21 protein-coding genes are annotated in these 24359 nt (G+C 37.1%); 9 read left to right on the top strand and 12 right to left on the bottom strand.

What is annotated here, in order from left to right; genetic code table 11:
- Positions 1 to 69: 69 nt before the first annotated feature.
- Both EHQ31_RS04440 and EHQ31_RS04435 read right to left on the bottom strand, forming a co-directional pair.
- Complete coding sequence (locus tag EHQ31_RS04440) at positions 70 to 402, bottom strand: YkvA family protein (RefSeq protein WP_135569928.1); 333 nt, start codon at positions 400 to 402, stop codon at positions 70 to 72.
- Positions 403 to 832: 430 nt separating this feature from the next.
- A complete protein-coding gene (locus tag EHQ31_RS04435) occupies positions 833 to 1366 on the bottom strand; it encodes a hypothetical protein (protein ID WP_135582922.1) in 534 nt (177 codons plus the stop codon).
- Between the two features lie 360 nt (positions 1367 to 1726).
- Between EHQ31_RS04435 and EHQ31_RS04430 the strand changes: the two genes are divergently transcribed.
- Positions 1727 to 2188 carry a VOC family protein gene (locus EHQ31_RS04430; protein WP_135569924.1) on the top strand — a complete coding sequence of 154 codons (462 nt, stop codon included), beginning with the start codon at positions 1727 to 1729 and terminating at the stop codon, positions 2186 to 2188.
- Here the strand turns inward: EHQ31_RS04430 and EHQ31_RS04425 are convergent, their stop codons facing one another.
- From EHQ31_RS04425 to EHQ31_RS04400, 6 genes are read right to left on the bottom strand one after another with little or no spacing between them, the layout of a single operon-like run.
- Positions 2189 to 2809 (bottom strand): lipocalin family protein, encoded by a 621-nt coding sequence (locus EHQ31_RS04425; RefSeq protein WP_244247262.1) that lies wholly within the window; start codon positions 2807 to 2809, stop codon positions 2189 to 2191.
- Between the two features lie 35 nt (positions 2810 to 2844).
- The gene (locus EHQ31_RS04420) at positions 2845 to 3810 is read right to left on the bottom strand and encodes a lysylphosphatidylglycerol synthase transmembrane domain-containing protein (RefSeq protein ID WP_135569922.1); all 966 of its coding nucleotides are present in this window, start codon (positions 3808 to 3810) and stop codon (positions 2845 to 2847) included.
- A 9-nt stretch (positions 3811 to 3819) separates the two neighbouring features.
- Positions 3820 to 4164 carry a histidine triad nucleotide-binding protein gene (locus EHQ31_RS04415; RefSeq protein ID WP_135569920.1) on the bottom strand — a complete coding sequence of 115 codons (345 nt, stop codon included), beginning with the start codon at positions 4162 to 4164 and terminating at the stop codon, positions 3820 to 3822.
- Between the two features lies 1 nt (position 4165).
- The gene (locus EHQ31_RS04410) at positions 4166 to 5062 is read right to left on the bottom strand and encodes an ROK family protein (protein ID WP_135570969.1); all 897 of its coding nucleotides are present in this window, start codon (positions 5060 to 5062) and stop codon (positions 4166 to 4168) included.
- Between the two features lie 2 nt (positions 5063 to 5064).
- Positions 5065 to 5736 (bottom strand): ABC transporter ATP-binding protein, encoded by a 672-nt coding sequence (locus tag EHQ31_RS04405; RefSeq protein WP_135569918.1) that lies wholly within the window; start codon positions 5734 to 5736, stop codon positions 5065 to 5067.
- Positions 5736 to 6344, bottom strand: a complete 609-nt coding sequence (locus EHQ31_RS04400; protein WP_135569916.1) for an ABC transporter permease — start codon at positions 6342 to 6344, stop codon at positions 5736 to 5738. Before EHQ31_RS04400 ends, EHQ31_RS04405 begins: the two co-directional genes overlap by 1 nt.
- Between EHQ31_RS04400 and EHQ31_RS04395 the strand changes: the two genes are divergently transcribed.
- Both EHQ31_RS04395 and EHQ31_RS04390 read left to right on the top strand, forming a co-directional pair.
- Positions 6338 to 7882 carry a restriction endonuclease gene (locus EHQ31_RS04395; protein ID WP_135569914.1) on the top strand — a complete coding sequence of 515 codons (1545 nt, stop codon included), beginning with the start codon at positions 6338 to 6340 and terminating at the stop codon, positions 7880 to 7882. The two genes, EHQ31_RS04400 and EHQ31_RS04395, sit on opposite strands and share 7 nt — an antisense overlap.
- On the top strand, positions 7882 to 8514 hold the full coding sequence (locus EHQ31_RS04390) for a hypothetical protein (RefSeq protein WP_135569912.1): 633 nt from the start codon (positions 7882 to 7884) through the stop codon (positions 8512 to 8514). The genes EHQ31_RS04395 and EHQ31_RS04390 overlap by 1 nt, the downstream gene beginning before the upstream one ends.
- A 1-nt stretch (position 8515) precedes the next feature.
- Here the strand turns inward: EHQ31_RS04390 and ruvA are convergent, their stop codons facing one another.
- A complete protein-coding gene (gene ruvA, locus EHQ31_RS04385) occupies positions 8516 to 9115 on the bottom strand; it encodes a Holliday junction branch migration protein RuvA (protein ID WP_135569910.1) in 600 nt (199 codons plus the stop codon).
- 136 nt (positions 9116 to 9251) lie between these two features.
- Between ruvA and EHQ31_RS04380 the strand changes: the two genes are divergently transcribed.
- The 3 genes from EHQ31_RS04380 to EHQ31_RS04370 are packed head-to-tail and all read left to right on the top strand — an operon-like array spanning position 9252 to position 13298.
- Positions 9252 to 11126, top strand: a complete 1875-nt coding sequence (locus tag EHQ31_RS04380) for a patatin-like phospholipase family protein (RefSeq protein ID WP_244247261.1) — start codon at positions 9252 to 9254, stop codon at positions 11124 to 11126.
- A 23-nt stretch (positions 11127 to 11149) separates the two neighbouring features.
- The gene (locus tag EHQ31_RS04375) at positions 11150 to 12397 is read left to right on the top strand and encodes a C40 family peptidase (RefSeq protein ID WP_135569908.1); all 1248 of its coding nucleotides are present in this window, start codon (positions 11150 to 11152) and stop codon (positions 12395 to 12397) included.
- A 1-nt stretch (position 12398) separates the two neighbouring features.
- Positions 12399 to 13298, top strand: a complete 900-nt coding sequence (locus tag EHQ31_RS04370) for a patatin-like phospholipase family protein (RefSeq protein WP_135569906.1) — start codon at positions 12399 to 12401, stop codon at positions 13296 to 13298.
- Here EHQ31_RS04370 and EHQ31_RS04365 read toward each other — a convergent pair.
- From EHQ31_RS04365 to EHQ31_RS04355, 3 genes are read right to left on the bottom strand one after another with little or no spacing between them, the layout of a single operon-like run.
- Positions 13290 to 15899, bottom strand: coding sequence for a PAS domain-containing sensor histidine kinase (locus tag EHQ31_RS04365; RefSeq protein ID WP_135569904.1), 2610 nt, complete (start codon positions 15897 to 15899; stop codon positions 13290 to 13292). The two genes, EHQ31_RS04370 and EHQ31_RS04365, sit on opposite strands and share 9 nt — an antisense overlap.
- Positions 15900 to 15946: 47 nt before the next feature.
- Positions 15947 to 17413 (bottom strand): OmpP1/FadL family transporter, encoded by a 1467-nt coding sequence (locus EHQ31_RS04360; protein ID WP_135569902.1) that lies wholly within the window; start codon positions 17411 to 17413, stop codon positions 15947 to 15949.
- Positions 17414 to 17432: 19 nt separating this feature from the next.
- Positions 17433 to 18974, bottom strand: coding sequence for a hypothetical protein (locus EHQ31_RS04355; protein WP_135569900.1), 1542 nt, complete (start codon positions 18972 to 18974; stop codon positions 17433 to 17435).
- Positions 18975 to 19073: 99 nt separating this feature from the next.
- Here EHQ31_RS04355 and EHQ31_RS04350 point away from each other — a divergent pair, with 99 nt between their 5' ends.
- The 3 genes from EHQ31_RS04350 to EHQ31_RS04340 all read left to right on the top strand — a co-directional run bounded on the left by EHQ31_RS04350 (position 19074) and on the right by EHQ31_RS04340 (position 24344).
- Positions 19074 to 20300 (top strand): M48 family metalloprotease, encoded by a 1227-nt coding sequence (locus EHQ31_RS04350; RefSeq protein ID WP_135569898.1) that lies wholly within the window; start codon positions 19074 to 19076, stop codon positions 20298 to 20300.
- The gene (locus EHQ31_RS04345) at positions 20297 to 22465 is read left to right on the top strand and encodes an adenylate/guanylate cyclase domain-containing protein (RefSeq protein WP_135569896.1); all 2169 of its coding nucleotides are present in this window, start codon (positions 20297 to 20299) and stop codon (positions 22463 to 22465) included. Before EHQ31_RS04350 ends, EHQ31_RS04345 begins: the two co-directional genes overlap by 4 nt.
- A gap of 73 nt (positions 22466 to 22538) precedes the next feature.
- Positions 22539 to 24344: a methyl-accepting chemotaxis protein gene (locus EHQ31_RS04340; RefSeq protein ID WP_135569894.1), complete on the top strand. Its 1806-nt coding sequence runs from the start codon at positions 22539 to 22541 to the stop codon at positions 24342 to 24344.
- Positions 24345 to 24359: the final 15 nt, after the last annotated feature.

Raw genomic sequence — 24359 nt, 5'->3', positions numbered from 1 at the left:
GTAAGATAAAATTGGTTCGAGAACTAGTTCCTTTTTTTTTAGAAGAAAAGGGGACTAGTAAAATAGAATTTATTTATCTTTTTCTTCCGAAAGGGCTAGATTTGCCTTCTCATAATGTTCGGTCTTTAGTTGAGATTTGATGAGTAAAAGTGTACTGGCGATGACTCCTGCGTCGTCTGTATATCCTAAGGCCAAAATGATATCTGGAATGGCATCCACTGGTGAAATAAAATATAACAATGCGAAGGCTATGGATGCTTTTGCTGTCAGTGATGTGTTTTCATCTAACAAACAATAATACATGGCGATCACATCTTTTACAAAGGGAATTTTTTTTCCTGTTTCTTTCACCTTTTTCCAAAAATTGGTTTTGATGAATTGTAGTTTTTGATTTTCGTCCATAAATTCCAAATATTATACTGCCTTTTAGTTTGAGAAGGATATTTGGGAATGAAAAAAATGGAAAAAGAAGGAACCTTCGAAACTGCAAACGTTTCTATTTGATTTCGTTTTAATGAATTTTTTTTTGCGAGGGATACGGCGGGCTTAGGTCCGAAGGACGGGAGCGAACGCGGACCCCAAAGTTGCCCGGTCCCTTTAAAATTTGGATTCCAATTGACTCTTCCATTGGGACGCACAAATAAACGTATATTAGGTGCCTGTGACTTTATTAGCTTACGATCCGGACCCAGATAAATGACCTGAACTTGAGAATTGAATCTCTTGTAATTGATGGATTAGTTATTTGTTGTTAAAGTAAAATCCAAACTGTCAGAATTTGGATCCATTTGTTTCTTGAATCCAAATTCGTTTTAGTTTTATATAGGAAATACTATTTCTTTTTAGCTTCTGCTTTTGGTTTTCTCTTGAGAATTTCTTCGGCTTTGGAAAAATCTATAGTAGGATATTTGGCTGAAAGTTCAGTTGTACATTCTTTGAATCCATCACTAGAAATATCTAATTTCCCATTTAAATAGCTGAGAGTACCTCCAAATAAAGGAACATCAGAACCTTCATTGGATAGAGTCCAACTTTTTTTATCAGTGAGTCTTACAATGATTTTATTGCCGCCTCCAATTCTAATGTTTGCTGTATAAAAAGAATATACTGTTTTATCGCCTGTAAAAAGAAAACAACCCGTAAGAATGTTTGGATTGTCTTTATTTCCTGCTCCTAAATCGAGTGAATGGCCGCTGATTTCACTATTGATCAAGTCGAAATTTTCTAAAGTTACGTTATAGATCCTTTCTGATCCTGCATTAAAATTTGCTTTGATAAAGTAAATTGCTTTTTCTTTGGGAATTTGCGGAGCGATTTCTTTTTTTGGGTCAACGATTGTTAGGCTAGAGCAATTTGCTACGCCCATTATACTTACGAAAATTAAAGTTATAAGATTTTTCATTTAATACCTACTGCGTTCAATATATAACGCTATAGTAGGTGGTCGTCAAACCAAATTCGAATTAGTTTTTTTCTACGATAAAAACATGGTTGTTTAAAATTTTGTTTTTCTTTGTGCCTGTGGAGACGTTTATCAGGCCACACTCTCTTCCCTAATTGCAATGAAATCAAGAATAGATAGAGCGAATTATATTTTGGATTGGGTTAAGACAGGCCTGAAATTTCGGAAACATACGAGAAAATTAATTTTCGTAAGACAGACTAGGAAAGATTGTGGTGAAGTAGAAATTATATTTTTTGCAAATGAAAACGAGCGAGGTAGAGTATGTCCCGTCCCTTTAAAGTATTAGGTATTCAACAAGTTGCCATTGGTGGTGAGTCAAAAGAAAAATTATCCAAGTTTTGGGTAGATGTTATGGGACTTACCAAAGTTTCGGATTATAAAAGTGAAAAAGAAAATGTGGATGAGGACATTCTGTCAATGGGAAATGGTCCATTTAAAGTTGAGATTGACCTAATGCAACCCATTGATCCAAACAAAAGTCCTAAAGTTCATGATCCAAAACTCAATCATATTGGTTTATGGATTGATAAATTGGAAGAATGTGTAGAATATCTCACCAAACAAGGTGTTAGGTTTACTCCTGGTGGAATTCGAAAAGGTGCTGCCGGTTATAATGTTTGTTTCATTCATCCCAAAGGAAATGAAGAATTTCCACTTTGTAGTGAAGGTGTTCTTGTCGAACTTGTACAAGCACCTGATGATGTGATTAAAGCTCTAGGTTAATTAACGAAAAGATAACAATCGATCGGTGAAATATCCGATCGATTTTGCATATTGAATGTACGATGTTTCCACTTCTATTGGAAGGGAATCTGTCCTAGAAAAAAGCCAAAGGAAATTGGGATCGGGTCCTCCGATCAGTGCCGTTTGGTATCCTGTGCGGTCAATTTTCAAAATCAAATAATCACCAAAAAAGAATGGATAAAAAAAACTCACCTTTAGTTTTCCCACTTTGGGATTAGGTAGGAGTGCTTTTCCAACAAGTAAATTTGTTTCGCCCGTTTCTGTGGTCCCTTGGTTTGTGACACGGATCGAACCATCTTCCAAAAGGCTGTATTCGGCAGTCACTTGTTTGAGTCCTTTTTGAAAACTTGTATCAATGCGTTTGATCTCTTTCCATGTACCTAAAAACCGGCTCCAATCGATATCTTTTTCTGCATAAGAATCAAAGTCGGAAGTAGAAAGATACGTGAGGATGCCAATGGTTAGGAAAGGATAAAGTGGATTCTCCTCCAAAGTATTTTTTTTGTCTTGGGAGAAAGATACGTTCGTGCAACTAAAAAAGAGAAATACAGAAAGAGATCCCTGTACCATCCGCTTTATAAAATCACCTTGGAATTCCATCTCTCATTAGAGAGAGTTGGATTCCGAAAAGGGGATTAAAAACTTTGGGATTTTGATTTTTTTCCTTCTGTCCACTTCCAATAAAAATATGCCAAAAGTGCCAAACTGGTTGTGATGATAAACTGGGTCAGGTGGACCACTGTTGCATACACAAGTCCTTCGCCGGGATCACGCCCGAGGATGATAAATCCAGAGATAATGGCTGCATGGAAAACACCAATCCCAGACGGGGCCGAAGGAATCGCAACACCCATTCCCCCAAGGAACATAAAAAGAAGAGCCTCAGGAAATTTAAGTGGCATGTCTATGAGTAAACCCGCAAGGAAATAGGAGATGGCATAACCTAACACCCAAGTTGGAATGGAATAAAGGACGGGTTTTAATAATTTGTCACCTTTTAAAAAAGAAGAGAACTCCACTAAATGATGGTCTAACTTTTCTTCGTATAAGCCATGTTTACCGATGAGGCCAAATATTTTTTTTGCTAATTGGCGTAATGGCTCTAAAAAATAACGAACTAAGATTAGACCTACAATCATCCCTAAAATGACCAATGTAGAGATAAGTAAAAGGCTTAAATTCTTAGACTGACCAAGTCCCATATAAAAAAGGGCAGCCGCTCCAATCACAACTACTGAACCCAAATCCATAACCTTCTCTAAAAAAATTCGGCTGAATAAGTGGGTGAGAGGAAGTTCTGTATCTCGTTTGTTCATAATGAGTCGTACAAGATCTCCCCCGCGAGCAGGAAGCACCATATTGAGTCCGACTCCGATGATGGCTGTGGTGAAACTTTGAGAAAAACTAATTTTTTTCTCTAATAGATAATACCAACGAATGGAGAAGGGAACAAAAGCCCATAAATTGGAAAGAAAAAGCAATGGAAAAATCCACCAATTGATTTTTCCTTCCAAACGTTCAAATTCAGTTAGGTCAAAGTTTTTGGAAAGGAAATATATTGCGATGCCTGAAACTAAGATTCCAAATATTAATTTTCTCATTCTGTCCTTTTAACCTGGTGGCCATTTTAGGTGACGACCACCTAGCAAGTGAAAGTGGATATGGTTTACTGTTTGGCCACCAAAATTTCCACAATTGTTTACCAATCGATATCCTTTTTCCGAAATCCCATTTTGTTCTGCAATTTTGGGAATGATTTGAAATATTTCTGTGAGTATTTTTGGATCCAATTCTCCAATCTGATTCATACTGGGAATATGGACTTTGGGAATGATCAAAACATGAAACGGAGCTTGTGGAGTAATATCATGAAATATTAATATGTTTTCCGATTCGTATTCTTTTTTCGTTTGGATTTCCCCACTGGCAATTTTACAGAAAAGACAATTTTCCATATTACACTTTCTCCTTTGAAAACACAAGAGATGCGGCACCTAATGTACCAGACAAACTCCCCCCGACACCAATTTTTAATCTGTCATTTAATACAGGAAAGATGGAGGATCTAATTTCGGATTCTAGTAATTTTCCAAAAAGATCGTAAGATTTTGTAATTCCGCCAACAAAGACCACCGCTTCTGGGTTGAGTAAATGCACTGCATTTCTTACGGCATGGGCTAAAGCCAAAGTTCCAAAATGCAAAATTTCTTTTGCGATAGGATCTTCTTTTCTAACCAATTGAAAAAATTCTTCGGCATTTGCCAGGGACTTACCGGATTTTTCTAAATACCTGCCAAAAAATCCTTTGGTAGAAAAATAACTTTCGACACAGCCCTGAACCCCACATCCGCAGAGAGCTCCCCCGATGACGGAGGTAGTATGACCAATTTCGATTCCATTACCAAGGTATCCAGAGTACAAAATGCCTTTGTTGACAAAACCACCACCCACACCAGTTCCTAAGGTCAGGATGAGTTGCGATTCTGTATCTTTATATGATCCAAAATAGGCCTCACCTAAGGCGGCACAGTTGGCATCGTTTTCATACCATACGGGAAGGGAGAATTCTTTTTTTAGTGATTCTTTGATCGGTAGGTTTTTTAAACCTTGCATGTTTGCACTAACGATCAAAACTCCTAGTTCATTGTCTAAGGGACCGGGAGAGCCCACACCAATTCCGATTCCTTCTTTTGCCAGAGGACGGATCGTATCCTTTAAAATTTTTAAAAAACTGTCATTGTCTAAATGAACGGGTGTAGCGGAAACCTGTGTTTTCAGTTCCTTTCCTGTTTCATCGAAGAGGCTAACCCGAATGCTACCTCCACCGATATCCACTCCGATGGCCTTTCGCAAACTCATTCTCCCTTTATCACCTGCGCAAACTTTCCATTTTTCATTTCATAAACCGTTTGAGCGTCAAATGCTAACTTCATATCATGTGTAACAAGAATGATGGAATGATTTCTTTTGTTGTATTCTGCAAGGAGGAGTTGGACAAGATAACTGTTTTCAGGATCTAAATCTCCTGAGGGTTCATCGGCAAAAAGAATTGCAGGATCGTTGATGAGGGAACGGGCAATAGCTGCTTTTTGGATCTGACCCCCAGACAAGGTTCGGGGAATGGAATTCTGAATATCACCTAACTTTAAATGTTCGATCAAATAATCGCATTTTCGAATGTAGTCTGCATTCGAAAATTTACGAGTGAATAGTCCCGGTAATAGAATGTTTTCTCTGATGGTAAGATTTCCTACAAGTTCAGAGAACTGAAAAACAAGTCCAAGATCACGGGCTCGAATTTCCGCTAATTCCTGTTTGGAAATATGAGAGAGTTTGATTTGGTCATAAAGAATGTCACCTTCAGTGGGAGATAACATTCCCGTTAACATGGATAACAAAGTGGTTTTACCCGATCCAGAAGGTCCAATGATGGCCACATAGTCCCCTTGGTTCACATCGAAACTGACCGAACTTACGGCTTCGTCTTTGCCAAATCGTTTGGTTAGGTTGTGGACACGGAGTAACATTATTTTTGCCTCCGAATCGATTTGTATGGATCGATATACGAACTGATTCCAATTGTGGGAACTGAAACCAAAAAACCTAGGGCAATAAAAAGAACCAAACAAGTGAAAATGGATTTGATTTCGTTTGTGAACCCAAAGTCTGTAGGCGAATTCATATATCCAATGTTAATCATGATAGCCAGTAAGAAACTTGGTAAAAATAGGAAAAATAAGGACAAAGAGTGTAGCCAAATACATCCTAACCTGTTTCCTCCAATGGCCATCATCACTCCAATATCACCCAGTCCATGAAGGCAATGGAAGAAAAAGAGGGTCATCAGTGCAAAACTCGTGGAATAAAAAAGTATCTGCGGAGATTGGTCAAAGGAAACGATACTAGTAAGGGACACCCCAGAATACAAATGGAAGTGGATCCTAATAGCGAGTAAAAAGAATGTAAAAACCAGGGCTCCGACGAGGCCATAGGCCACCGAGTAGAGTCGATCCCGGAAGAGAAGTCGTAGCGCAAATGAAATGTAGGTGAGTTGTATCACTTCCAGGACAGAATTGACGTAAGACTCTTTTTTACCAACTAAAATAGGAAAATAGGAAGTAGGCGAATTTGGCATTTTTTATCTTTGTGGGAGCAGCAGTGATTATGCTCGGGTTTCTCTTGACCTTCATTGTCGGTCAGAGACGAGATAGTTATGCCAAGGCCTTGAGTCTTGCCACTCTCGGGAATTTTTTAGATGCTAGAGCTCTTGTTCGGGAAAAACTCGAAGAAGACCACCAAAACCCCTATGGTCACTACGTCATGGCAAAGATTTATGCTATGGAGAACGACCCCTTAAACGAAGCCAAACACCTTGAAATCATCAAAAAGAACAACCGGTATACAAAAGAAATCGATTCGGTAACGGTTTCTAACCGCATTGCAGACATATATTATAATAAAGATTTTTTTGAAGAGGCCTTTTTTCATTATTTAGACACCATCCATGTGGACAGGTCTAATCCTGTGGCCTGCCTGCGTTTGGGATTTATGGCTCTCGGACAAAAGGAATTTAAAATTGCTGAACATTTTTTTTCCAGGATCCCTGAAGAAAAAGTAAACCTTTCCGCATACTTTATAGCACGAGGAGTGATCTCTGGTGTGACGGGTGGGGGAAAGGAAAGAGAATATTTTGAAAAGGCGTACAAACTAGAAAAATCTCCTGTTTCTGGATTTTTATATGCACTTTCATTATCTCGGGAGAACAAACACAAAGATGCTGTAAAAACTGCTGTTGCCATCAGCGAACAGATCGAAGACGAGTTTGTTCGGTTTACTCTCTTTCAGTTTTTAATGACAGAAGCAATCCTTATGCAGAACTTTCCAGAGGCCTTAAAGTATGGGCGCCTCTGTATGGAAATGGCAAGACTCAATGCCTGGCCCAGTGAAATTATAGAAACTAGCATCCATTTTGCGATGATTACCATTTATATGGGCAGGCTTGATGATGCTTCTGAATATTTAATTGAAGCAGAAGTAGAAAGGTTAGATGACCCTGATGTAGTGGCTCTTGCCAATTTAAAATATAGATTGGAGCGCGGGACAGGTACGGTTGAATCCTTAACTCATGAATACGACCTAACTCGTGAACTTAATTTATTATCCGTGAACTTGTTTCCTAACTCTCGTTATTTTGAGTTAAGTGGAATGCGTTCTTCCAAACCTTTTAATATCAAAGGGATGGTAGACGATAGTGGAAAAAAACTAACTTCTAAACTTGATATGTTGGGTTTGGATAAATTTGAAAAATTCATTAGCCTTCCTGGAACTAATTTTAAAAACCAAGCCACACGAATGATAATGAGTATGGGATTTCGAGTCACAAAAGAAATTTCAAATCCAGAAGCTGATGGTGTGAATTTACTTGCTTCTTCCAAAGAAGATGTAAACAAAAGAGCACTATTTCGTGTTCGTAAATGGAAAGATGCAAAAGTCTCCGATGTATTCCTACGAGAAATGACTAACCAAATGGAAGAGGTAGGTGCCACCAAAGGATATGTGATTGGAAACTTTGATGTTACTGAAGCCGGTAAAAAAATCATAGCGGCCAGTAACGGCGCCCTTGAGATGTATAGCGGAGATTTGTTTGAGGATCTACTCAACAAAACAATGTAATGAAACTAGGTTCCAAAACACTTTGTTTTTTGGTATTGATCATCTTATCTTTGCAACATTGCCAAATCCAAACGGGTGGATCTGCAAAGGAAGATAACAAACTTTCGAAGTTATCGGAATCTAAAAACCTTAATTCCTCAATAAATTCTGAACCAAAAGAACTAAGCTGTTCTATTCCTATCACAATGGGAAAGGTGTATGGAACCGGACTTTCTAAATTTGACCAAACTTTTATTTTTACAGAACTAAAAATATTACTTTCTGATCTTTGTGATAAGAAGTTTAGCCATCTTCTTTCACTCATCCATCCAAACCAAGGTTTGTATGTGGATGCAAAAGGGTATTGGACCATAGAAGAGGTAAAAAATGACCTTAAAGATCCAAATGGGTACTTCCAGGTTTATTATTTTGACCAACAAAAATTAGACCAAAAAAAAGGAAGTTCTGGGAATTTGACGGTTCGCGAAGTTTTTTTATCCGCAAAACATGTATCAGTTGATTTGTATGTAAGTTCTAGTGAAGAAGTAGAAGCAAAATTTAGGTTTGTGGAAAATCCAAAATTAGAAAGGTATTTAATTAATCCCAGTTTTATTAAATCGGAAGGAAATTGGTATCTCCTCCGAATGTTTTGACTTAGCGACTTCCTGTAATCACTTGTTTGACAATTTCCGAAGCAGTAGCAACGGGATTTGTTTTTTTTGCGTCAGACACTTGTTTTGTGGCAGTTTTTTCATCAAATCCTAATTGGATGAGGGCAAGAGTTGCCAAATCCGTTTCTCTATTTTCTTGGTCTGGTTTTTCCGATTCATCACTTAAAAAAGTTTCTAGTTTTTTTAAGTTTTGTTTGATTTCAAAAAGAATTTTTTCAGACGTTTTGCCTTTGACTTTGGGAATTTTTTCCAAAGTTTTTCTATCATCTTCTTTTGCGATTTTATACAAATCGTCAGCCTGGAAAAAAGATAAAATTTTAAGTGCCGTAAGTTCTCCAATTCCATGCAAAGATTTAATAAGTTGGAAAAGTTCGCGGTCTTTTCTTGTGGAAAATCCAAATAAACGTTGTCCTCGGTCTGTGATGGAATGAAAGATATGTAAAAAAATCTCTTCTTTCATTTTATCCTTACATTCTAAGTGTAAGGGAAAAGGAATATGGATTTCGTATCCGACACCTGCTACATCTAGGACTAGGTGGTCCATTTCCAATTGAATTAATTTTCCACGTAAACTTGCAATCATCGTATAGGTTCCACTTCCAAATTCTAGGAAAGCATCCCTCTGGCGACAACTCTTTTGGTTTGGACAATCCATTCGAAGTGGTTTTAAAATAGAAAAGGAGGTTGAATTTTTATCTTTCTTTTGTAAAACCTATGGAGTGAAACGAATCCGGTTACCAAAAAATCCAAGTCTAGCGCAGTATCTGACTTTGGCTGACCTATTTAAAAATTTACCTCATACAGTTCTTAGGGAAATGAAGGACAATACAGTTAGGGAGTTTTTAGCAGGTGGTGAGGTATTATTCGAAGAAAATTCGGAAGGAAACGATTTATATATTTTAGCAGCCGGCAAACTTCGTTTCGAAAAACGGGGAGCAGATGGTTCGATTCGTGATGTTGGAGAATTCAAAAGGCTTGATATCATTGGAGAACTTAGTTTATTCACGGGAGAAAAACGGTCGGCCACAGTAAAAGCAATACGAGATTCGGAACTCATTCGAGTACCGCGAGATGTGGCTTTGTCAATTTTACTTAAATATCCCGAAAGTCTTTTGCAAATCACAAAAATCATCGCAGACCGATTGGCAAATGCCAAAAAAGAAAGTAAAGGTTTTGTTTCTCTTCCCCGCACTTATTCAATTTTATCTGCACTTCCTAAAAATGTTTTGGATGAAATCATTCACAATCTTGGCCTTGTGTTTCTTCGGTATGGATCGTTTTGCGTAGTGGATGAAACTGTATTTTTAGATAGAACAAGCGAATTACAGGCATTAGATGAAAAAGACAGGGAACCTTGGATCATTCGATTTTTCTCTCAAATGGAAGCAGAATATGATTTTGTTTTTTATTTATTAGAGGACAAAACAGAATTTTCAACTTGGGCAGAGAGAGCCCTAAGACAGTCCGATTCCATTTTATTTATTAAAGAAGCAACCGCAGATCCCAACTGCATTAAGTTAGAATCTTTATTAGATAAAAAACAAATCAAAGATAGAAACCAAATACTAGTGCTTCTCCAACCAAACCCAGTGGATGTTGTACCAGGTACTATCAAACATTTACAAAAAAGAAAATTTCAAAGCCATTATCATGTACATTTTGAACGGTTGGATACATGGGAACGATTGGGAAGAGGATTACTTGGAAAATCCGTAGGTCTAGCCCTTGGTGGTGGTGGTGCCAAAGGGTTTGCCCATTTAGGGGTTTTGCGAGCTTTGGAAGAAAACAAAATTCCCATTGATATGGTTTCTGGAACTAGTGCGGGTTCCATTTTTGCTGCATTACTCGCTATGGGTGAATCTAGCAAAGGAAGTGAAGAGAAAGCCAAAGCATTTTGGATCTCCAAAGACTTGTTAAATGAATATACGGTTCCTGTGTTATCTCTTACCACAGGAAAAAAATACACAGAAGCCATCAGGCAATTTTTTGGATCTATCCAAATTGAGGATTTATGGATTCCTTATTATGCCATTGCCACTAATTTATCACATTCTGAAATCACTGTATTTGATAAAGGGGATTTATGGAAGGCGATTCGAGCGAGCACATCCATTCCAGGAGTAGTGCCGCCCTTTGTGGACGAAGGAGTAGTTTATGTGGATGGAGGGGTTCTTGACAATGTGCCAGGAATTGCCCTGAAAGAACAAGGGGCAGGCAATGTTATTTCCGTAGATGTGTTTGGTGATATTTATCCTGATCAAGACAGAGAATTGTCTTCTTATTTTGACAAATCTAATCCGGGAGTCATGGCAAACCCATTCACACAAATCACAAACCTAATCAACTTTAATGAAATCCTCAGGCCTAAGTTTCCACCTATTGGCGACATCATCATTAGGTCGATCCTTGCTTCCAGCAGGGATAGGATCAGACAAACAGAAAAAATATCTGAATTGTTTTTACAAATTCCTACTAATAATTTTGGGTTATTGGATTGGTTATCTTATGAACGACTCATTGAACTCGGATATATTTCTTCTATCAATAAAATCAATAGTAACAAAGAGAAATTTCTAAATCCTACTTTACAATAGATTTGATCTGGTATCATACAAATATGGCTCAGAATCCTATCTTAGGTTTGGTTTTTCTTTGTTTTTTATTATTTGGTTCGGCAACTTCAATATTTTCGCAAAACTTGGATTTGTTGGTAGAATCAGTTTACAATAAACAAGAATCATTACTAGTTCGTAATGAAATTCGTAAACGTTTGGGTGACCGTGCAAATGATCCAGCCATCAAAGAAATTGTAAAATCTCTTCGAGTTTGGGCAGCATTTGAATTGATGCCACCAGAGGAGTTTGCCGAGGATGTAGAACGATTTGTCATCTTAAAAGATTATGGGTTTCAGTGGGAAGATACAGAAGAATTAATTCCCTATTTTATCACAGCTAAACCAACAAAAAAAGACATTCCTTACTTGGGAAAATTCTTTAAGGAAATGAATCTTTCAAAAGTTTCAGAAGATTCAATTCTCGAAATTTTACGAGTTGCCAAATCCAAACATTGGAGTGGTGCTTCAGTTCTTTTGGCTGGTCGATTGGTTGTTTTATCTCAAAAAAAAGTAACAAATTCAATGACAACTATCAAAAGTTTGGAGTCAGTCCTTCCCAAACAATTTGAAACTTTAAGTGATGCAAAAAAAACAAAGTTTCTTAAGGACTGGTATGCGGCATTTCCAAATACATTTGAGGAAAAACAGTGGGAAATTGTTACATCTGATACCATTCAATTAAGTTCTAAAACAATAGCGAAGGAATCTTTTCAATCCTCAGAAAGACGAACAGAAATTATATGGAATGAACAAGGGGAATGGGTTACCAAAGAACGTCCCAAATTAGATCCTAATCTTATCTTTTTAGAAGAACAAATGACAAGTCCTTCAGCAAATACTGCCAGTGATAATGATAAACGTAAGTTAGTTGATCCTATAGGTCGTCAGTGGATCGGCACTCCTTACCTGTATGGTGGTTATTCGAGAAGAGGGGTTGACTGTTCTGGACTGACAAAATCAATACTCACAGATCCAAAAATTGGTATGAACGAAAAAATAATTCCTCGTTCTGCCAGAGACCAATCACAGATTGGGAAGTCTGTTTCAAGGGATAATCAACAGATAGGAAATTTAGTATTTTTCTCTGCATCACCAAACACTAGTAAAATTACACACGTGGGAATGGTTTTAGACAATAGTAACTTTATTCATGCTTCCACAAGTAGGGGAGTGGTCATACAATCTTTAAACGAAAAATGGTGGAAAGAAAGGTATGTGACAGGCAGAGATGTTTTTGCAGTGGGAAAATAATATGGGAAAAAAAAGAGCTCTCGTTTTGTCTGGTGGAGGTGCAAGAGGTGCTTACCAGGCAGGTGTTTTGCGGTATTTAGAAGAAATCCATTGGAAACCAGACATCATTTGCGGTACCTCTGTTGGTGCCATCAATGCTTGTGCCATTGGTTCCGGAATGGATTCTGGTAAATTGTCTGAGTTATGGCTTAAACTCAACCAAAGAAATATTATGCGTTATTCCATTTGGAATATGTTAAAAGGTTTGTTTCGAAGGAGATATTATCCATTAGTAGAGACCTATCCCTTAAAAAAATTCATCCATGAGAACTTAGATTTTCCTAAGTTAAATGAATCTAAAACTAAAGTTATTATATCTGCAGTGAATATTTTAACATCAGAACTAAAGTTTTTCGAAAATCCAAATTTAAGAATTGAACATATGTTAGCTTCCTCTGCCATCCCAATGATTTTTCCTTGGCAGATGATAGATGGAGAGCCTTATTGGGATGGGGGAGTTATGGCAAACACTCCAATCCTACCTGCGCTCACACATGAAGCTTCGGAAATTGTGGTTGTCCTACTTTCTCCTGTAGGAGGAGTGCAAATGATGGATGTACCGGAAACTAAAGATGAGGCTTTGGAAAGATTGTTCGAACTTTATTTACTTGGTTCTTATAGAAGCGTAGAACAAGGATTAGAATATAGGAAAACGGTTATGAAAGGGTTGACTCCTGTTGAAAACTTTTTATTGGGGTTAAGGACACAGTTTAAAAATGCAAAAATTTCTGTGATCGCACCCAAACGAATGTTAGGACTAGTGAGTATTCTTAATTTTAAAAAAGAGCAGGCTGAGCTACTACTTAGGCATGGCTATGAAGATGCTAAAGAATTTTTCGAATTGAATCCTAGTTCAAAGTAAAGTTTTGGGAAAAGTTAAAAAGAAAGTACAACCATTCCCAAGTTCGCTTTCCACTTCAATGGAACCGTTCATGGCTTCAATTTGATGTTTGGCAAGGAATAATCCCATACCTTTGCCTTCGATGTCTTGTCGCAATCGGAAGTTCATGTTGAATAATTTATGGCCGTGTCGATGGATATCGATTCCCGGGCCATTATCAGTGATTGCAATTTTTATCATTTCTTTTGTTTCTTCATAGGAAATGGAAATTTTACAAACTTGATTTGGATTTGAATATTTGATCGAATTGGATAAAATGTTATTTACGATGCTATCGAAATAGGCGTGGAACCCTAAAAGTTTCATTCCTTCTGGTAGATTACTTTTGAATTCTATTTCGCGATTGGAGCCATTTTTTAAAAGTAAAAGTTGAGTATCGATACTCTCTTTAATTAAAATTTCTGATTTGGGAAGTTCGCGCGTATCTTTTTCAATATTTAAAAGTTCGTTCAGATTGCGAATGATTTGATCCAATTGATAAGATGAAGATTCAATGAGACCCAATAATTCTGTATTGGATGGACTTTCTTTTAACATGGATGTAAGGCTAATTAAATTGGCAATGGGAGCACGTAAGTTATGCGAAGTGATATAAGTATATTCTTTTAGTCTCTCATTTTGTTTTTTGGTAATTTGAACCAAGGATTCAAGTTCTTTATTTTTAGTTAAAAGTAAAGTTTCTTTTTCAAAAAGCGATTCTTGGATGAGTTTTTGGTCTTGGATATTTTGAATGGCTCCGTAGAAACCAATACATGTATTTTCTATAAATTTAGGAGTGGCAATGATCCGTATCCAAAATTCATTTCCTGATCCAGCTCGAATGATACACTCTAAATCAAAATTATCTTTTGTTTTGATACAATGAGTTTCTTTTTGGTTGATGATGGTTTTGAATGTTTCAGTTCCGAAAAAACTTAAATCCACTCCATCTAGATGATTTGTTTGTTGGACTAAAATTTCTGTAGCCACTTTTGAAAGTGTGATTTGTTTTTTGGTTAAATCATAATCAAAACTTCCTACTTTTGCCAAACGGTTGGTTCGGAGCAGTAGTTCCTCCATTCGTTTTCTATCAGAGATATCTCTGTTTTGGATCACAATGCCATCGTTAGTTGGTATGACTTGGTGATAATAATAGCCAGGTGCTACATAATTTCCTGGAATTTGAAATTCTTCTTCTAATGGAATTTTAGTTTCAGCAACTTTTTTATATTTTTCAAAGAATCCGTTTTCGCGGTTTACAGGAAAAAGTTGGCAAATTCCTTTTCCGATAAGTTCCTCCTTTTTCATTCCAAGTTGTTCTGTTGCTTTTTCGTTTAAATCAGAAATAATAAAATCTATGATATCTCCATCTTTATTTTTTGAAGCGGCCAAAAAGTAAATAGCCTCTAATGCAGATTTCATTGCTGCTTGGTATCGTTGGCTACTGGATAAGTATTTTAATTCGGTTTCTTTTTCGATAGTGATGTCTTTTGCAGCACCGATGATCGATGTGATTTTTCCTTCTTCGTTTAGGATGGGGCGAGTGTAGTCACGCAACCATTTGATTTTTCCTGACTTGGTTCGGATACGGTATTCTACCACACCCGTTTCTCCTTTTAAAATTTTAGTCATTCGTTCTGCTAAATTTGTTAAGTCTTCTTTAAGGATGATGTTAAACCAACCACCTAACTTTCCAATTTCTTCAATGGAATATCCAGATGTTGTTGTCAGTTCTTTAGAACTCCATTCCGCTATGACTTCGCCATTGGTAATTTTAGCTGTATAAATATAGTCTGAGGTTAATTCTATTACTAGTTGTAAACGATCCTCTAGGGTTAGGGTTTCTGTAATGTCCCTTGATACTCCGACAATTTCCTGGATGTTTCCTAGAGCATCTCGGATTGGGTTTTTTACGGTTTCTAATATTCTAGTTTCACCATTAAATCCGATATTTGGTTCTCTTCTTACATAACTTGTGTTTCCGGTTTCAAAAACCTTTTGGTCTTCGGCATGGTATGCCTTTGTGTATTCTTTTTCGTTGTAGTGAACATCTTGAATCCCAATTAATTCTTGTTTGTTTACTCCGTAAAAATCTGCACAAGCCTTGTTGACATATGTGACTTTAAAATTTTTATCCTTACAAAAAACTAAATCGGTGATCGAATCTAAAATTTGTGAAAAGTAAATTTCTCGTTCTTTTATATATTGTTCTAATTCTTTTGTTTTGGTTAAGTCTGAAAAGCTAGCTAGTAGATGAGTTGTATTTCCTTGTTTGTCCTGGAAACTATAAGCGGTTACTGCGATATCAAAGGTAGAACCATCTTTTCTTTTGGCGCGTAATTCGCCTTTCCATTGGGAATGAGTTAGTATTTCTGCTAGAATAAGTTTTGTTTTGTCTATATCATCTGTGAACCTAAGGGAATTTTTACCTATAATTTCTTCAGCATGATGGTAACCCCAGAGGGAAAGAAAGGCTGGGTTAACATACTCTAAATTTCCTTCTAAATCGGATATTACTATGGCATGAACCGATTGTGATAAAATAGTATTGATTAGTCTTTGGTCTGTAAGTTCTAACCCCATCTCCGTAAAATTAGGAGATGGATTTTAGTGGACAAGTAAAATATAAATTAATTTCTGGAGCTGACCATCAGATAAATGGAATGTGCACTGTATTCAAAAGATTGTGCTAGTGAGTTTGGATCTATCCTAGAATTTCCATATCCAACTTCTCGGATATAGGTTACGGAGATAGATGATTTTGATGTTACCCAAGAAAAACCCAAACTGAGTCCTTTGTTTCTCGAATATTCATTTCTAGGATTTGTACCAGACCGCGCCACTTTGTATATAAGAGTTGAATCACCAGAATTTGCTTGCACTTGGTTTCCAAAAGTATTTTGTAAATACAAATCAACTGCAGATTCGGTCCAAGATATTGGTTTTGTATTGGGTTCGTTTGTATAAATACCGCCTAACACGGAGAATGTGTCAGCTAAGTAGTATTCCATCCCCGCAGCAAAATTGGTTGTGGATACCCTTGATAATTCCCGAATTTCTGTATCGTTAACGGTATATGTGACACGTCTGCCGACGGAACTAATTTCATCTTGGTTCCTTCTCGATTTATATCCAGTCGTATGTATCATATCAAAAGAAGCTAAAAATCGGGAAGTAGGGAAGAAAGCCACTCCAAAGCGTAACTCAGAGGTTTGCGGAATGGATGTAGTTAGTTTTGGTCTTTGGGTTAAAACTCCAGCTTCAATCGCAGAAGCACCATCGCCTGTACCTTCAATAAAATCAATAGCGGAGGTTCCCGGTCTTCTTGATGAGTCTGCGTATACTTCATTGTAGAGCCGGTTTCCCCCCATCACAAAGATTCTACGGTAACTCATTCCGAGAGACAGTTTTTGAATCGGTTGGTATTGAATTCCAAACACAGGCATTAGTGCAGATGTCCTGCGGTTATCCACATAAGAACGCATCACATAACTTAGGTCGGAGAATTGTTGGAATTGTGTCCTAGATACTTCCTTATTATCATTTACATAGTAAAGTGTGGCACCTAGTGAGAGTTTGTCGGACAGTAGATAGGCGGCACTTGGCCCCACTAGCAGTTGGTTGTATCTTTCTTTGGTATAATTCCTTGTGGTGTTGATTGTTGGGGAAATTAAAGGATAATTAACTTGGTCTACTCGGTTATAAGTATAATTGTAAGTATTTACAATAGAAAAAGCAAACTTCCAACGATCAAAGTTTTTTAATAAACCGATAAAATTGGGATCAAACCCTTGGTGGGTTTGGTTATAAATTTGTCCTGGAGTATCAATATTGATATAACTTCTTTTGACATCTTTGAAGTTGCTAGCAGAGATGGAAATTCTATCGTTATACGTAAATCCAAGGCCAGCAGGGTTATAATAAGCACCTGAAGGGTCATCGGCAATGGCAGTAAAGGCGCCACCAAGACCTGCTGCCCTTTCCCCATAGAAACCTTGGATATTATGAAAAGGTTCCGAAGCAAATAAAACACTTGGGCAAAAAAGGAAAACGGATACAAGAAGGGTAGAAACTCTAGTTTGGTTTTTTTCTAACATATTTGATTTCAATTAATTTTTAAATTTGTATTACAGTATTACTTGCAGCGACTGAAACGTATTGTTCGTTTCCACTGGCATTGATATAATATCGCCAAACAACCGCAGATGGAATTTGATCAGCAGTTCCGTAGAAATCAATATAATACACAGGTCCACCACTATTCACGTTATTAAAAAACTCTCCCCAACCAATGTATTCGTCTGGGTAAACATTAGGATCCACACCGGCAGGCATTAGGACAAAAGCGTCATATTCTACAAATCCACTATCCTTCCCAATCCCTGTAGCGCCAGGAATGGCACTTGTAAAATCAACAAAGGCATCCCATTCAAACTGGTAGGCGTTGGCACCGGATTCATAAAACTGACCATAAAGATCGCTGTCATAGTAACCTAACTCTTCATATTCATCATTTGTATTGTCATTTAGGTCATAATAATCGACAGCAAAATAACCCGTATCCCCATTTTCATCATATGTTTCTTCTAGGTAATACTCTTCTCCATTGTAATTATCAATGTACTCGGTTGTCACATATCCGCCGTAATCATTGGTTTTCCCTTTGACTGTCGTTGTGATTTTATCTCCAGAACTCATATCATATACATTGCTGTAACTGAGAGTCACACATTTATTAGCATTGGCTTCTGTGTCATTTTCACATTCTTCAAAGGTAAACCTAGTTGTAGATTTATCAACATTCCCTGAACCTGAAGTGACTTGTTTGATATTGAGGATGGCTTTGTCTTTTTTTCCCTCTTGTGTGATGTAAGTAATCGAAGCATCCACACTCAAAGAAATTCCAAACACTTTTAGGGAACGAGTGATAGAACTAAAAATTTTTGATTTGTCCGATTTGAATTTAATACTTTTTTGAAATTTATTGTTAGCAGGACAAGGTTGCGGTGTTCCAATAGATTCAGCAAATGAAAAATCTACTTGCACATCATATTCATTAGAAAGTTGTCTAAATACCATTGCTGGTGTGGGTACAGCTTGTCCAATAAAAGGCAAAATACCTTCATTTTGAAGGCTGATTAGTTCACCCCTAGCTTCGTCTGAGCTAAGACCCAACCTTTCCATTCCTTCTAAAAATTCATCTTCCATCGATTGAGTGATTCTTACGGTTGCACTTCCGCCGGGAATACAAACCCCTGGTTTCGATTTTGCCATTTTATAAGCACCGCTAATAAGGACCAAATCTCGTTTGGAATCTCTTAAGATCTCCGATACAATGGATGTTCCTTCTGTTAGAAAGGCCTGGCCTGTAAATCCCGCATCGAATGTATCTTCCGCAACACCTTTTGCATGAACGAGTGACTTTACCGATTTTGATGATTTAAGGGAAGCACCAAGTCCAGAAGAAGGTTTTCGTATGGAACGCGGAACCGCAACACTAAGATTGGAAGGAAGTTCTGAGTCGATATTGGAATTTAACAAACTTCGGATTAAAAAGCGTGTGATTAAGGCTTCTAAAGAATTACTTTTATCTTTTTCTTTATTACAGCCAACAAAAGCAAAAAGAATGATAAAGAAAGTGAGTAATAGACGATTCATCTCGCATTCATTTCATGTATTCGAAAGGAAATGTCAATTCTAAAGTCTTTCTATAAAAAAAGAGTTTCCAAACAGGCAAGAAAAAACATAATTTCTTGAATGAGAGCACTATCTCAATTCTTTTTGTTAATTATTTTAGCACAATCTGTACTGGCCAAAGGCAATGTATACGTACAAAGCACAAAAGCAAAGCTTCTATCACAGCCCAAACTTAATGCTGATGGTTTTCCTTTATCTTTGGGAGAGAGTTTATCACCTGTCAGTGAACAAGGACTATTCGTCCAGGTAAGAGCCGAAGGAAAGATGGGTTGGGTATCCAAACTTTTTGTTTCGCCATTACCGCCGGGAAATCAAATCAAATTAGGTGTGACATCGAGTTCCTCAGAAGCAGTGGTGGCCAGACAAAGGGCCTCTGATTTTACAAAAACAGCTGCGGCAAGAGGTCTTTCCGAGACACAAAAAATGCGTGTTCGTGGTGAAGGAGAACTGTATGACTTCGAATCTCTTCGTTGGTTAGAATCCGTTCCTTTTGACACAGAAAATACAAGTATAAATGGGGGATATACTAAGTTTGAAGATTCGAATATCCGAAATTTCTTTTTTAGTCATTCAGAACCAGAAGTTTTAAAAGAAACAAAAGCAGAAGTAAAACTGGGTAGATCTCTCGCAGCTAGATTATTAAAAAAATACAGTTTAGTCAAAGATTCAGAATTTACATCATATTTAAATGGAGTTGCTACCCGATTAGCAACGGTTTCCTCTCGAAAGGATTTAAACTTTCGAGTAGGTATTATAGAATCCACTGAAATCAATGCCTTTGCTTGCCCTGGTGGATATATTTTTTTGACAACTGAAAGTCTTAAAAAAATTAATTCGGAAGCCGAACTTGCAGGTATTATCGGACATGAAATGGGACACATTGTACTCTTTCACAATGGAGAATTCGAACAATCAAATGAATTTATAGATGTAATATCTAGTCTTCTTGCTCCACCAGGCACGGAAGTTGTGAATGCCGCAACTTCCTCACTTTTGGACGAAATGGAAAAACAACTGTTTGAAACTGGACGTGATATGAAATTTGAATTAGAAGCAGACGAAGCGGCAGTTGGTCTTACAAGCCAAGTTGGATATTCGCCTGTTGGTCTTTCAAGTTATTTAAATACATTGTCCAAATCAGAAGGGATGGATTCTCTAAAAAAAACACATCCCGAAACTAATGTACGTATCGCCAAATTAGTGTTCTACGAATCGTCCATCTCAGTAGAAAGTTCCGCAAATATAAAAGACCGCTGGCAAGAATTCAAACCCAAATTAAAACCATGAAACATCAGAAATTTCTGTTCCCATTTTTTTTAATGGTGATTGTACCCGGAATTATTTTAGGAATCATTACATTATTCGGTTTTTCTCAAACATTAAATCGAAAATTATCTGATACCATTTTTCATTTGCTTCCCTCTCATCATACCCTTTCCAAGGATATCGTCATCATCGATATAGATGAGCAGAGTATTGCAAAGTATGCAGATCACCCAGAGCTTGGACAATGGCCTTGGAAACGTACGATTTATCCTACACTAATCGGGTATACCAAACTCATTACTCATCCGAAAATTACAATCATTGATATTATGTTTACGGAAAGATCTGATTACGATGATTCTCTTGTAGCAGCTAACATCAATTTGGGTGAAATTTCCCATGCCGCTAATTTTAGAGATGGTGGAATAGTGATACCAAGGAAAAATGAGGAAGATTTAGGAAAAAAATTCAATGTACCTTTGCCTTTGGAGATACCATTTCCAGAGTATGAAAATGTTTCTTTTCCTATTGGGGAAATAGGGGAAACGTCTCCGATGATTCATGTTGTCAATGTCATTCCAGATGGCGACGGTATCCTTAGAAGGTTTACTCCATTTATTCGTTGGAAAAATAAACATTTCCCCACCGTCGCCGTACAAGCGTTTGTCACTGGTGAAGATTACCAAACTGAGTGGAAAGATGGATATTTTTGGATACAAAAAGGAGAGATCAAACGGGAAATTCCTTTAGGGAAAGACGGTCTAGTGCGGGCCTATTTTTATACAGAAAAAGAACTACGAAACATACCGCGCTACTCAGCTGCAGGTATTATTGAATCTTTAAACCAATTGAATACGAGCGAAGTAGATGATCCTGAAAAACTGCTTGTTCCACCTTCTGTTTTTGATAATAAAATTATTTTGATTGGAACCTCTGCTGCCTCCACTCATGACGATGTAGTTACACCGCATGGACTTTTTCCTGGTGTGATTGGACAAGCTGTTTTTGCATCCAATATGATCGAAGGACATATGTTACAGGAACTTCCCGAAATATATGGAATTGGATTTACCCTGTTTATTCTTTTTATCGGAGTCATTGTTTTGTTTATTAACCAGTGGCATCTTTTAAAAAATGTATACCCGGTTTTCGCCGTTTCAATGTTTGTTGGTGTATTTTATTTTTTATACCGTATGGATAAGGTAATCTCTAGTTCTTCGTTTGTGATTGCTTTCCCTATTTCGTATTTACTTGGTTTTGCTTACCTTACATATACAGAAGGAAAAGAAAAAAGAAAATACAATAGTATCTTACGAAACCTTGTCGATCCAGGTGTTGTGAGTGAAGCATTAGAAGATATGGATTCCTTAAAAAAAGGAGGAGAGTGGGAGATAACCGCTTTTTTCTCTGATGTGGCAGGATTTTCATCTATCAGCGAGGAACTAAGTGCCAGTGACCTTGCACGATTACTCAATGAATATTTATCCGCAATGACGAAAATTCTTAAATTTAATTCTGGTACTTTAGATAAATACATTGGCGATGCTATTGTGGGGATATTTGGTGCTCCCATCCAAAACCAGGCTCATTCGCGACTTGCTTGTAAGACCGCCTTGGAAATGTTAGCTGAATTAGAAATACTTCGGTCTATTTGGAATGAAAAAGACGATTATACAGAATCAGCGAGAAATATGGCCTTTCGAATTGGTTTGAATTGTGGACCAGCTAAGGTCGGTTTCATGGGAACGGATAGTTTGGCTTCGTATACAATGATGGGCGATACAGTAAATTTGGCAGCAAGGTTAGAAGCAGCAGCAAAAGATTATGGAGCTTCCATCCTTGTTTCTGAAAGTATAGAATCGATTTGTAAGGAAGAATTCCATTTTCGTTTTTTAGATTGGATTCGTGTAAAAGGAAAGGAAGCACCTGTAAAAATATATAGTTTAATTTGTTTAGTTGCTGATCTGACTCCAGAGCAATTGGAAGCAGAACGAATGTATGAGGAAGGTTTTCAGTATTATTTGAATCGAGATTGGGAAAGGGCCATCAAATCTTTTGAAAAAGTGTCAGAAATTTATAGACAAACGGATGTTGCAAGTAAACTCCTCATCGAACGATGTAAATCTTTGTTTAAAAATCCACCAGCAGTGGATTGGGATGGTGTTTTCACTAGAACATCAAAATAAACAATTAGAAGAATTCTAAAAATATAAATATAAATTAAAAGAACTAAGATTTGAAAAGGAAACTTACACTACTATGGATGAAAAGGAAACAACTGCGCTTTGTTGGAAATTAACATTAGGATTAGAACTGTTAACTTCTATACTTGCGGTGCCAATTGCAGTTTTGTTTATTGTATCGGGTGGAGAGTATAACTTAGAAAAGGCGATATATGTAATTCTTGGTGCAACGATTTCACTCACTATTTCCTATATCGTTCCAACAATTCGTTTTTTTCGTTTAAGAAAACTAATTTTAGAAACAAAACCTGAGAAATTTGTCCAAAAAACCTTGGAGGAGAAACAGGAAATTAAAACGAATCTCCTAAAGTTTCCGAAACAAAACCTTGGTTATTTTTTTGTGCAATGGTCACTCGGAATTCCTTTTGCAGCTTTTGTTACTTTTTTATTTTTTACGCCAACCATTGTAGAGCTCATTCCCTATGTAGTTCTCCCTGTTATTATTTATCCTGTGTTAGGTGTTTCTCATTTTTTTCTAACAGAGTTACGTTTAGCTTCTGTTTTGTCTTCGCCTGGATTGAAAGAAATAGCTTTAAATCTGGAAAATATCCCTAAAATCGGAATTTTTCCCAGGGTTTTTTTTACAATGCTTGCAGTATTTAGTATGAGTATGACAACACTTGGTTACCTTTTGGGTGCGCAGGTTTCAGGAGCCATTCAACTCCAAAATGCGGAACTAACAATTGGATTACTAACATTATTTGTTTGTATTGCCATTTATATTTTAACTACGCTTTTTGTTCGCGCTTTAAAAATGAATACGGTAAAGATGGTTACTTGTTACGAGGCATTAGCAACTGGTGATTTAAGTGACATTGTACCTATGATTTCTACTGATGAGTTAGGTTTAGGAACTTTATCACTGAATTCATTTATTGAAAGCATTAGGAGAATTACTTCAAGTGTCATTCAGGAATCGGAACGAGTTAGTAATGATTCAAAAATTATTTCCACCCAAACGCAAGGTTTATCACAAGCAATGATGGAACAAGCTTCCTCTACGGAACAAATGTCTGCGGGAATTGAGGAAATGTCTGCAAGCGTTCGTTCGACGGCTGTGGGAGCTAAAACACAAAATAAAATTACTGGAGACGCTCTTCAATCTTTGGTCGAGATGGAATCAGTTTTAGTTGAAGTTCATTCTTCTATGGAAAGAACAGAATCAGAAACTAAAAAGATGGAAGAGGAAATTGTTTCGGGTCAATCTACTTTACAATCTACACTTCTCGCAATGGAAGAAATTGAAACCAGTGTCGAACATACCGCGGATGTAATTCAAGTTATTGGCGATATATCAGATAAAATAGGTCTATTATCTTTGAATGCTTCAATTGAAGCTGCACGTGCGGGGGAAGCAGGCAGAGGATTTGCTGTTGTTGCCAGCGAAATTTCTAAACTGGGAGAACAAACTCTTCAAAATACCAAACGAATTTTAGAAGCAGTAGATAAAGCATACGAAGCTTCTAAACTCGGAAGAGCCGCTGTTTCTAATACGGAAAAAACATTTTCCCAAATTGGAAATTCCGTTGAGGCAACGGTTCAGTTAATACAAACTTCTTCTGATATGACCAGAAAACAGATGTTAATAGCGAAAGCTGTGAAAAATGGATTTTCTAACTTAACACGTTCTGCATTAGAAATTGAACAGAACACTGAGGAACAAGCACGCACTTCCTTTGAATTATCACAAAGTGTTGCCACTATCTCCGAAGGAACGGAATACTTAAACCAGTTTGTAGGTGAAATAGATAAACTTTGTTTAACACTTTCAAAACAAGCCGATAACTTAAAAAACGGAATTAGTTTCTTTCGCATTAAGTGAAATAGGGGTGGTCAG

The sequence above is a fragment of the Leptospira montravelensis genome, assembly GCF_004770045.1.
GTDB lineage: Bacteria > Spirochaetota > Leptospiria > Leptospirales > Leptospiraceae > Leptospira_A > Leptospira_A montravelensis.
This window is presented reverse-complemented; position numbering and strand designations above follow the sequence as displayed.

Bases quoted from the DNA above. Each gene is read 5' to 3' on its own strand.
- EHQ31_RS04440 (WP_135569928.1), bottom strand. From the start codon at position 402: ATGGACGAAAATCAAAAACTACAATTCATCAAAACCAATTTTTGGAAA.
- EHQ31_RS04435 (WP_135582922.1), bottom strand. From the start codon at position 1,366: ATGGGCGTAGCAAATTGCTCTAGCCTAACAATCGTTGACCCAAAAAAA.
- EHQ31_RS04430 (WP_135569924.1), top strand. From the start codon at position 1,727: ATGTCCCGTCCCTTTAAAGTATTAGGTATTCAACAAGTTGCCATTGGT.
- EHQ31_RS04425 (WP_244247262.1), bottom strand. From the start codon at position 2,809: ATGGAATTCCAAGGTGATTTTATAAAGCGGATGGTACAGGGATCTCTT.
- EHQ31_RS04420 (WP_135569922.1), bottom strand. From the start codon at position 3,810: ATGAGAAAATTAATATTTGGAATCTTAGTTTCAGGCATCGCAATATAT.
- EHQ31_RS04415 (WP_135569920.1), bottom strand. From the start codon at position 4,164: ATGGAAAATTGTCTTTTCTGTAAAATTGCCAGTGGGGAAATCCAAACG.
- EHQ31_RS04405 (WP_135569918.1), bottom strand. From the start codon at position 5,736: ATGTTACTCCGTGTCCACAACCTAACCAAACGATTTGGCAAAGACGAA.
- EHQ31_RS04400 (WP_135569916.1), bottom strand. From the start codon at position 6,344: ATGCCAAATTCGCCTACTTCCTATTTTCCTATTTTAGTTGGTAAAAAA.
- EHQ31_RS04390 (WP_135569912.1), top strand. From the start codon at position 7,882: ATGAAACTAGGTTCCAAAACACTTTGTTTTTTGGTATTGATCATCTTA.
- ruvA (WP_135569910.1), bottom strand. From the start codon at position 9,115: ATGATTGCAAGTTTACGTGGAAAATTAATTCAATTGGAAATGGACCAC.
- EHQ31_RS04375 (WP_135569908.1), top strand. From the start codon at position 11,150: ATGGCTCAGAATCCTATCTTAGGTTTGGTTTTTCTTTGTTTTTTATTA.
- EHQ31_RS04370 (WP_135569906.1), top strand. From the start codon at position 12,399: ATGGGAAAAAAAAGAGCTCTCGTTTTGTCTGGTGGAGGTGCAAGAGGT.
- EHQ31_RS04365 (WP_135569904.1), bottom strand. From the start codon at position 15,899: ATGGGGTTAGAACTTACAGACCAAAGACTAATCAATACTATTTTATCA.
- EHQ31_RS04360 (WP_135569902.1), bottom strand. From the start codon at position 17,413: ATGTTAGAAAAAAACCAAACTAGAGTTTCTACCCTTCTTGTATCCGTT.
- EHQ31_RS04355 (WP_135569900.1), bottom strand. From the start codon at position 18,974: ATGAATCGTCTATTACTCACTTTCTTTATCATTCTTTTTGCTTTTGTT.
- EHQ31_RS04350 (WP_135569898.1), top strand. From the start codon at position 19,074: ATGAGAGCACTATCTCAATTCTTTTTGTTAATTATTTTAGCACAATCT.
- EHQ31_RS04345 (WP_135569896.1), top strand. From the start codon at position 20,297: ATGAAACATCAGAAATTTCTGTTCCCATTTTTTTTAATGGTGATTGTA.
- EHQ31_RS04340 (WP_135569894.1), top strand. From the start codon at position 22,539: ATGGATGAAAAGGAAACAACTGCGCTTTGTTGGAAATTAACATTAGGA.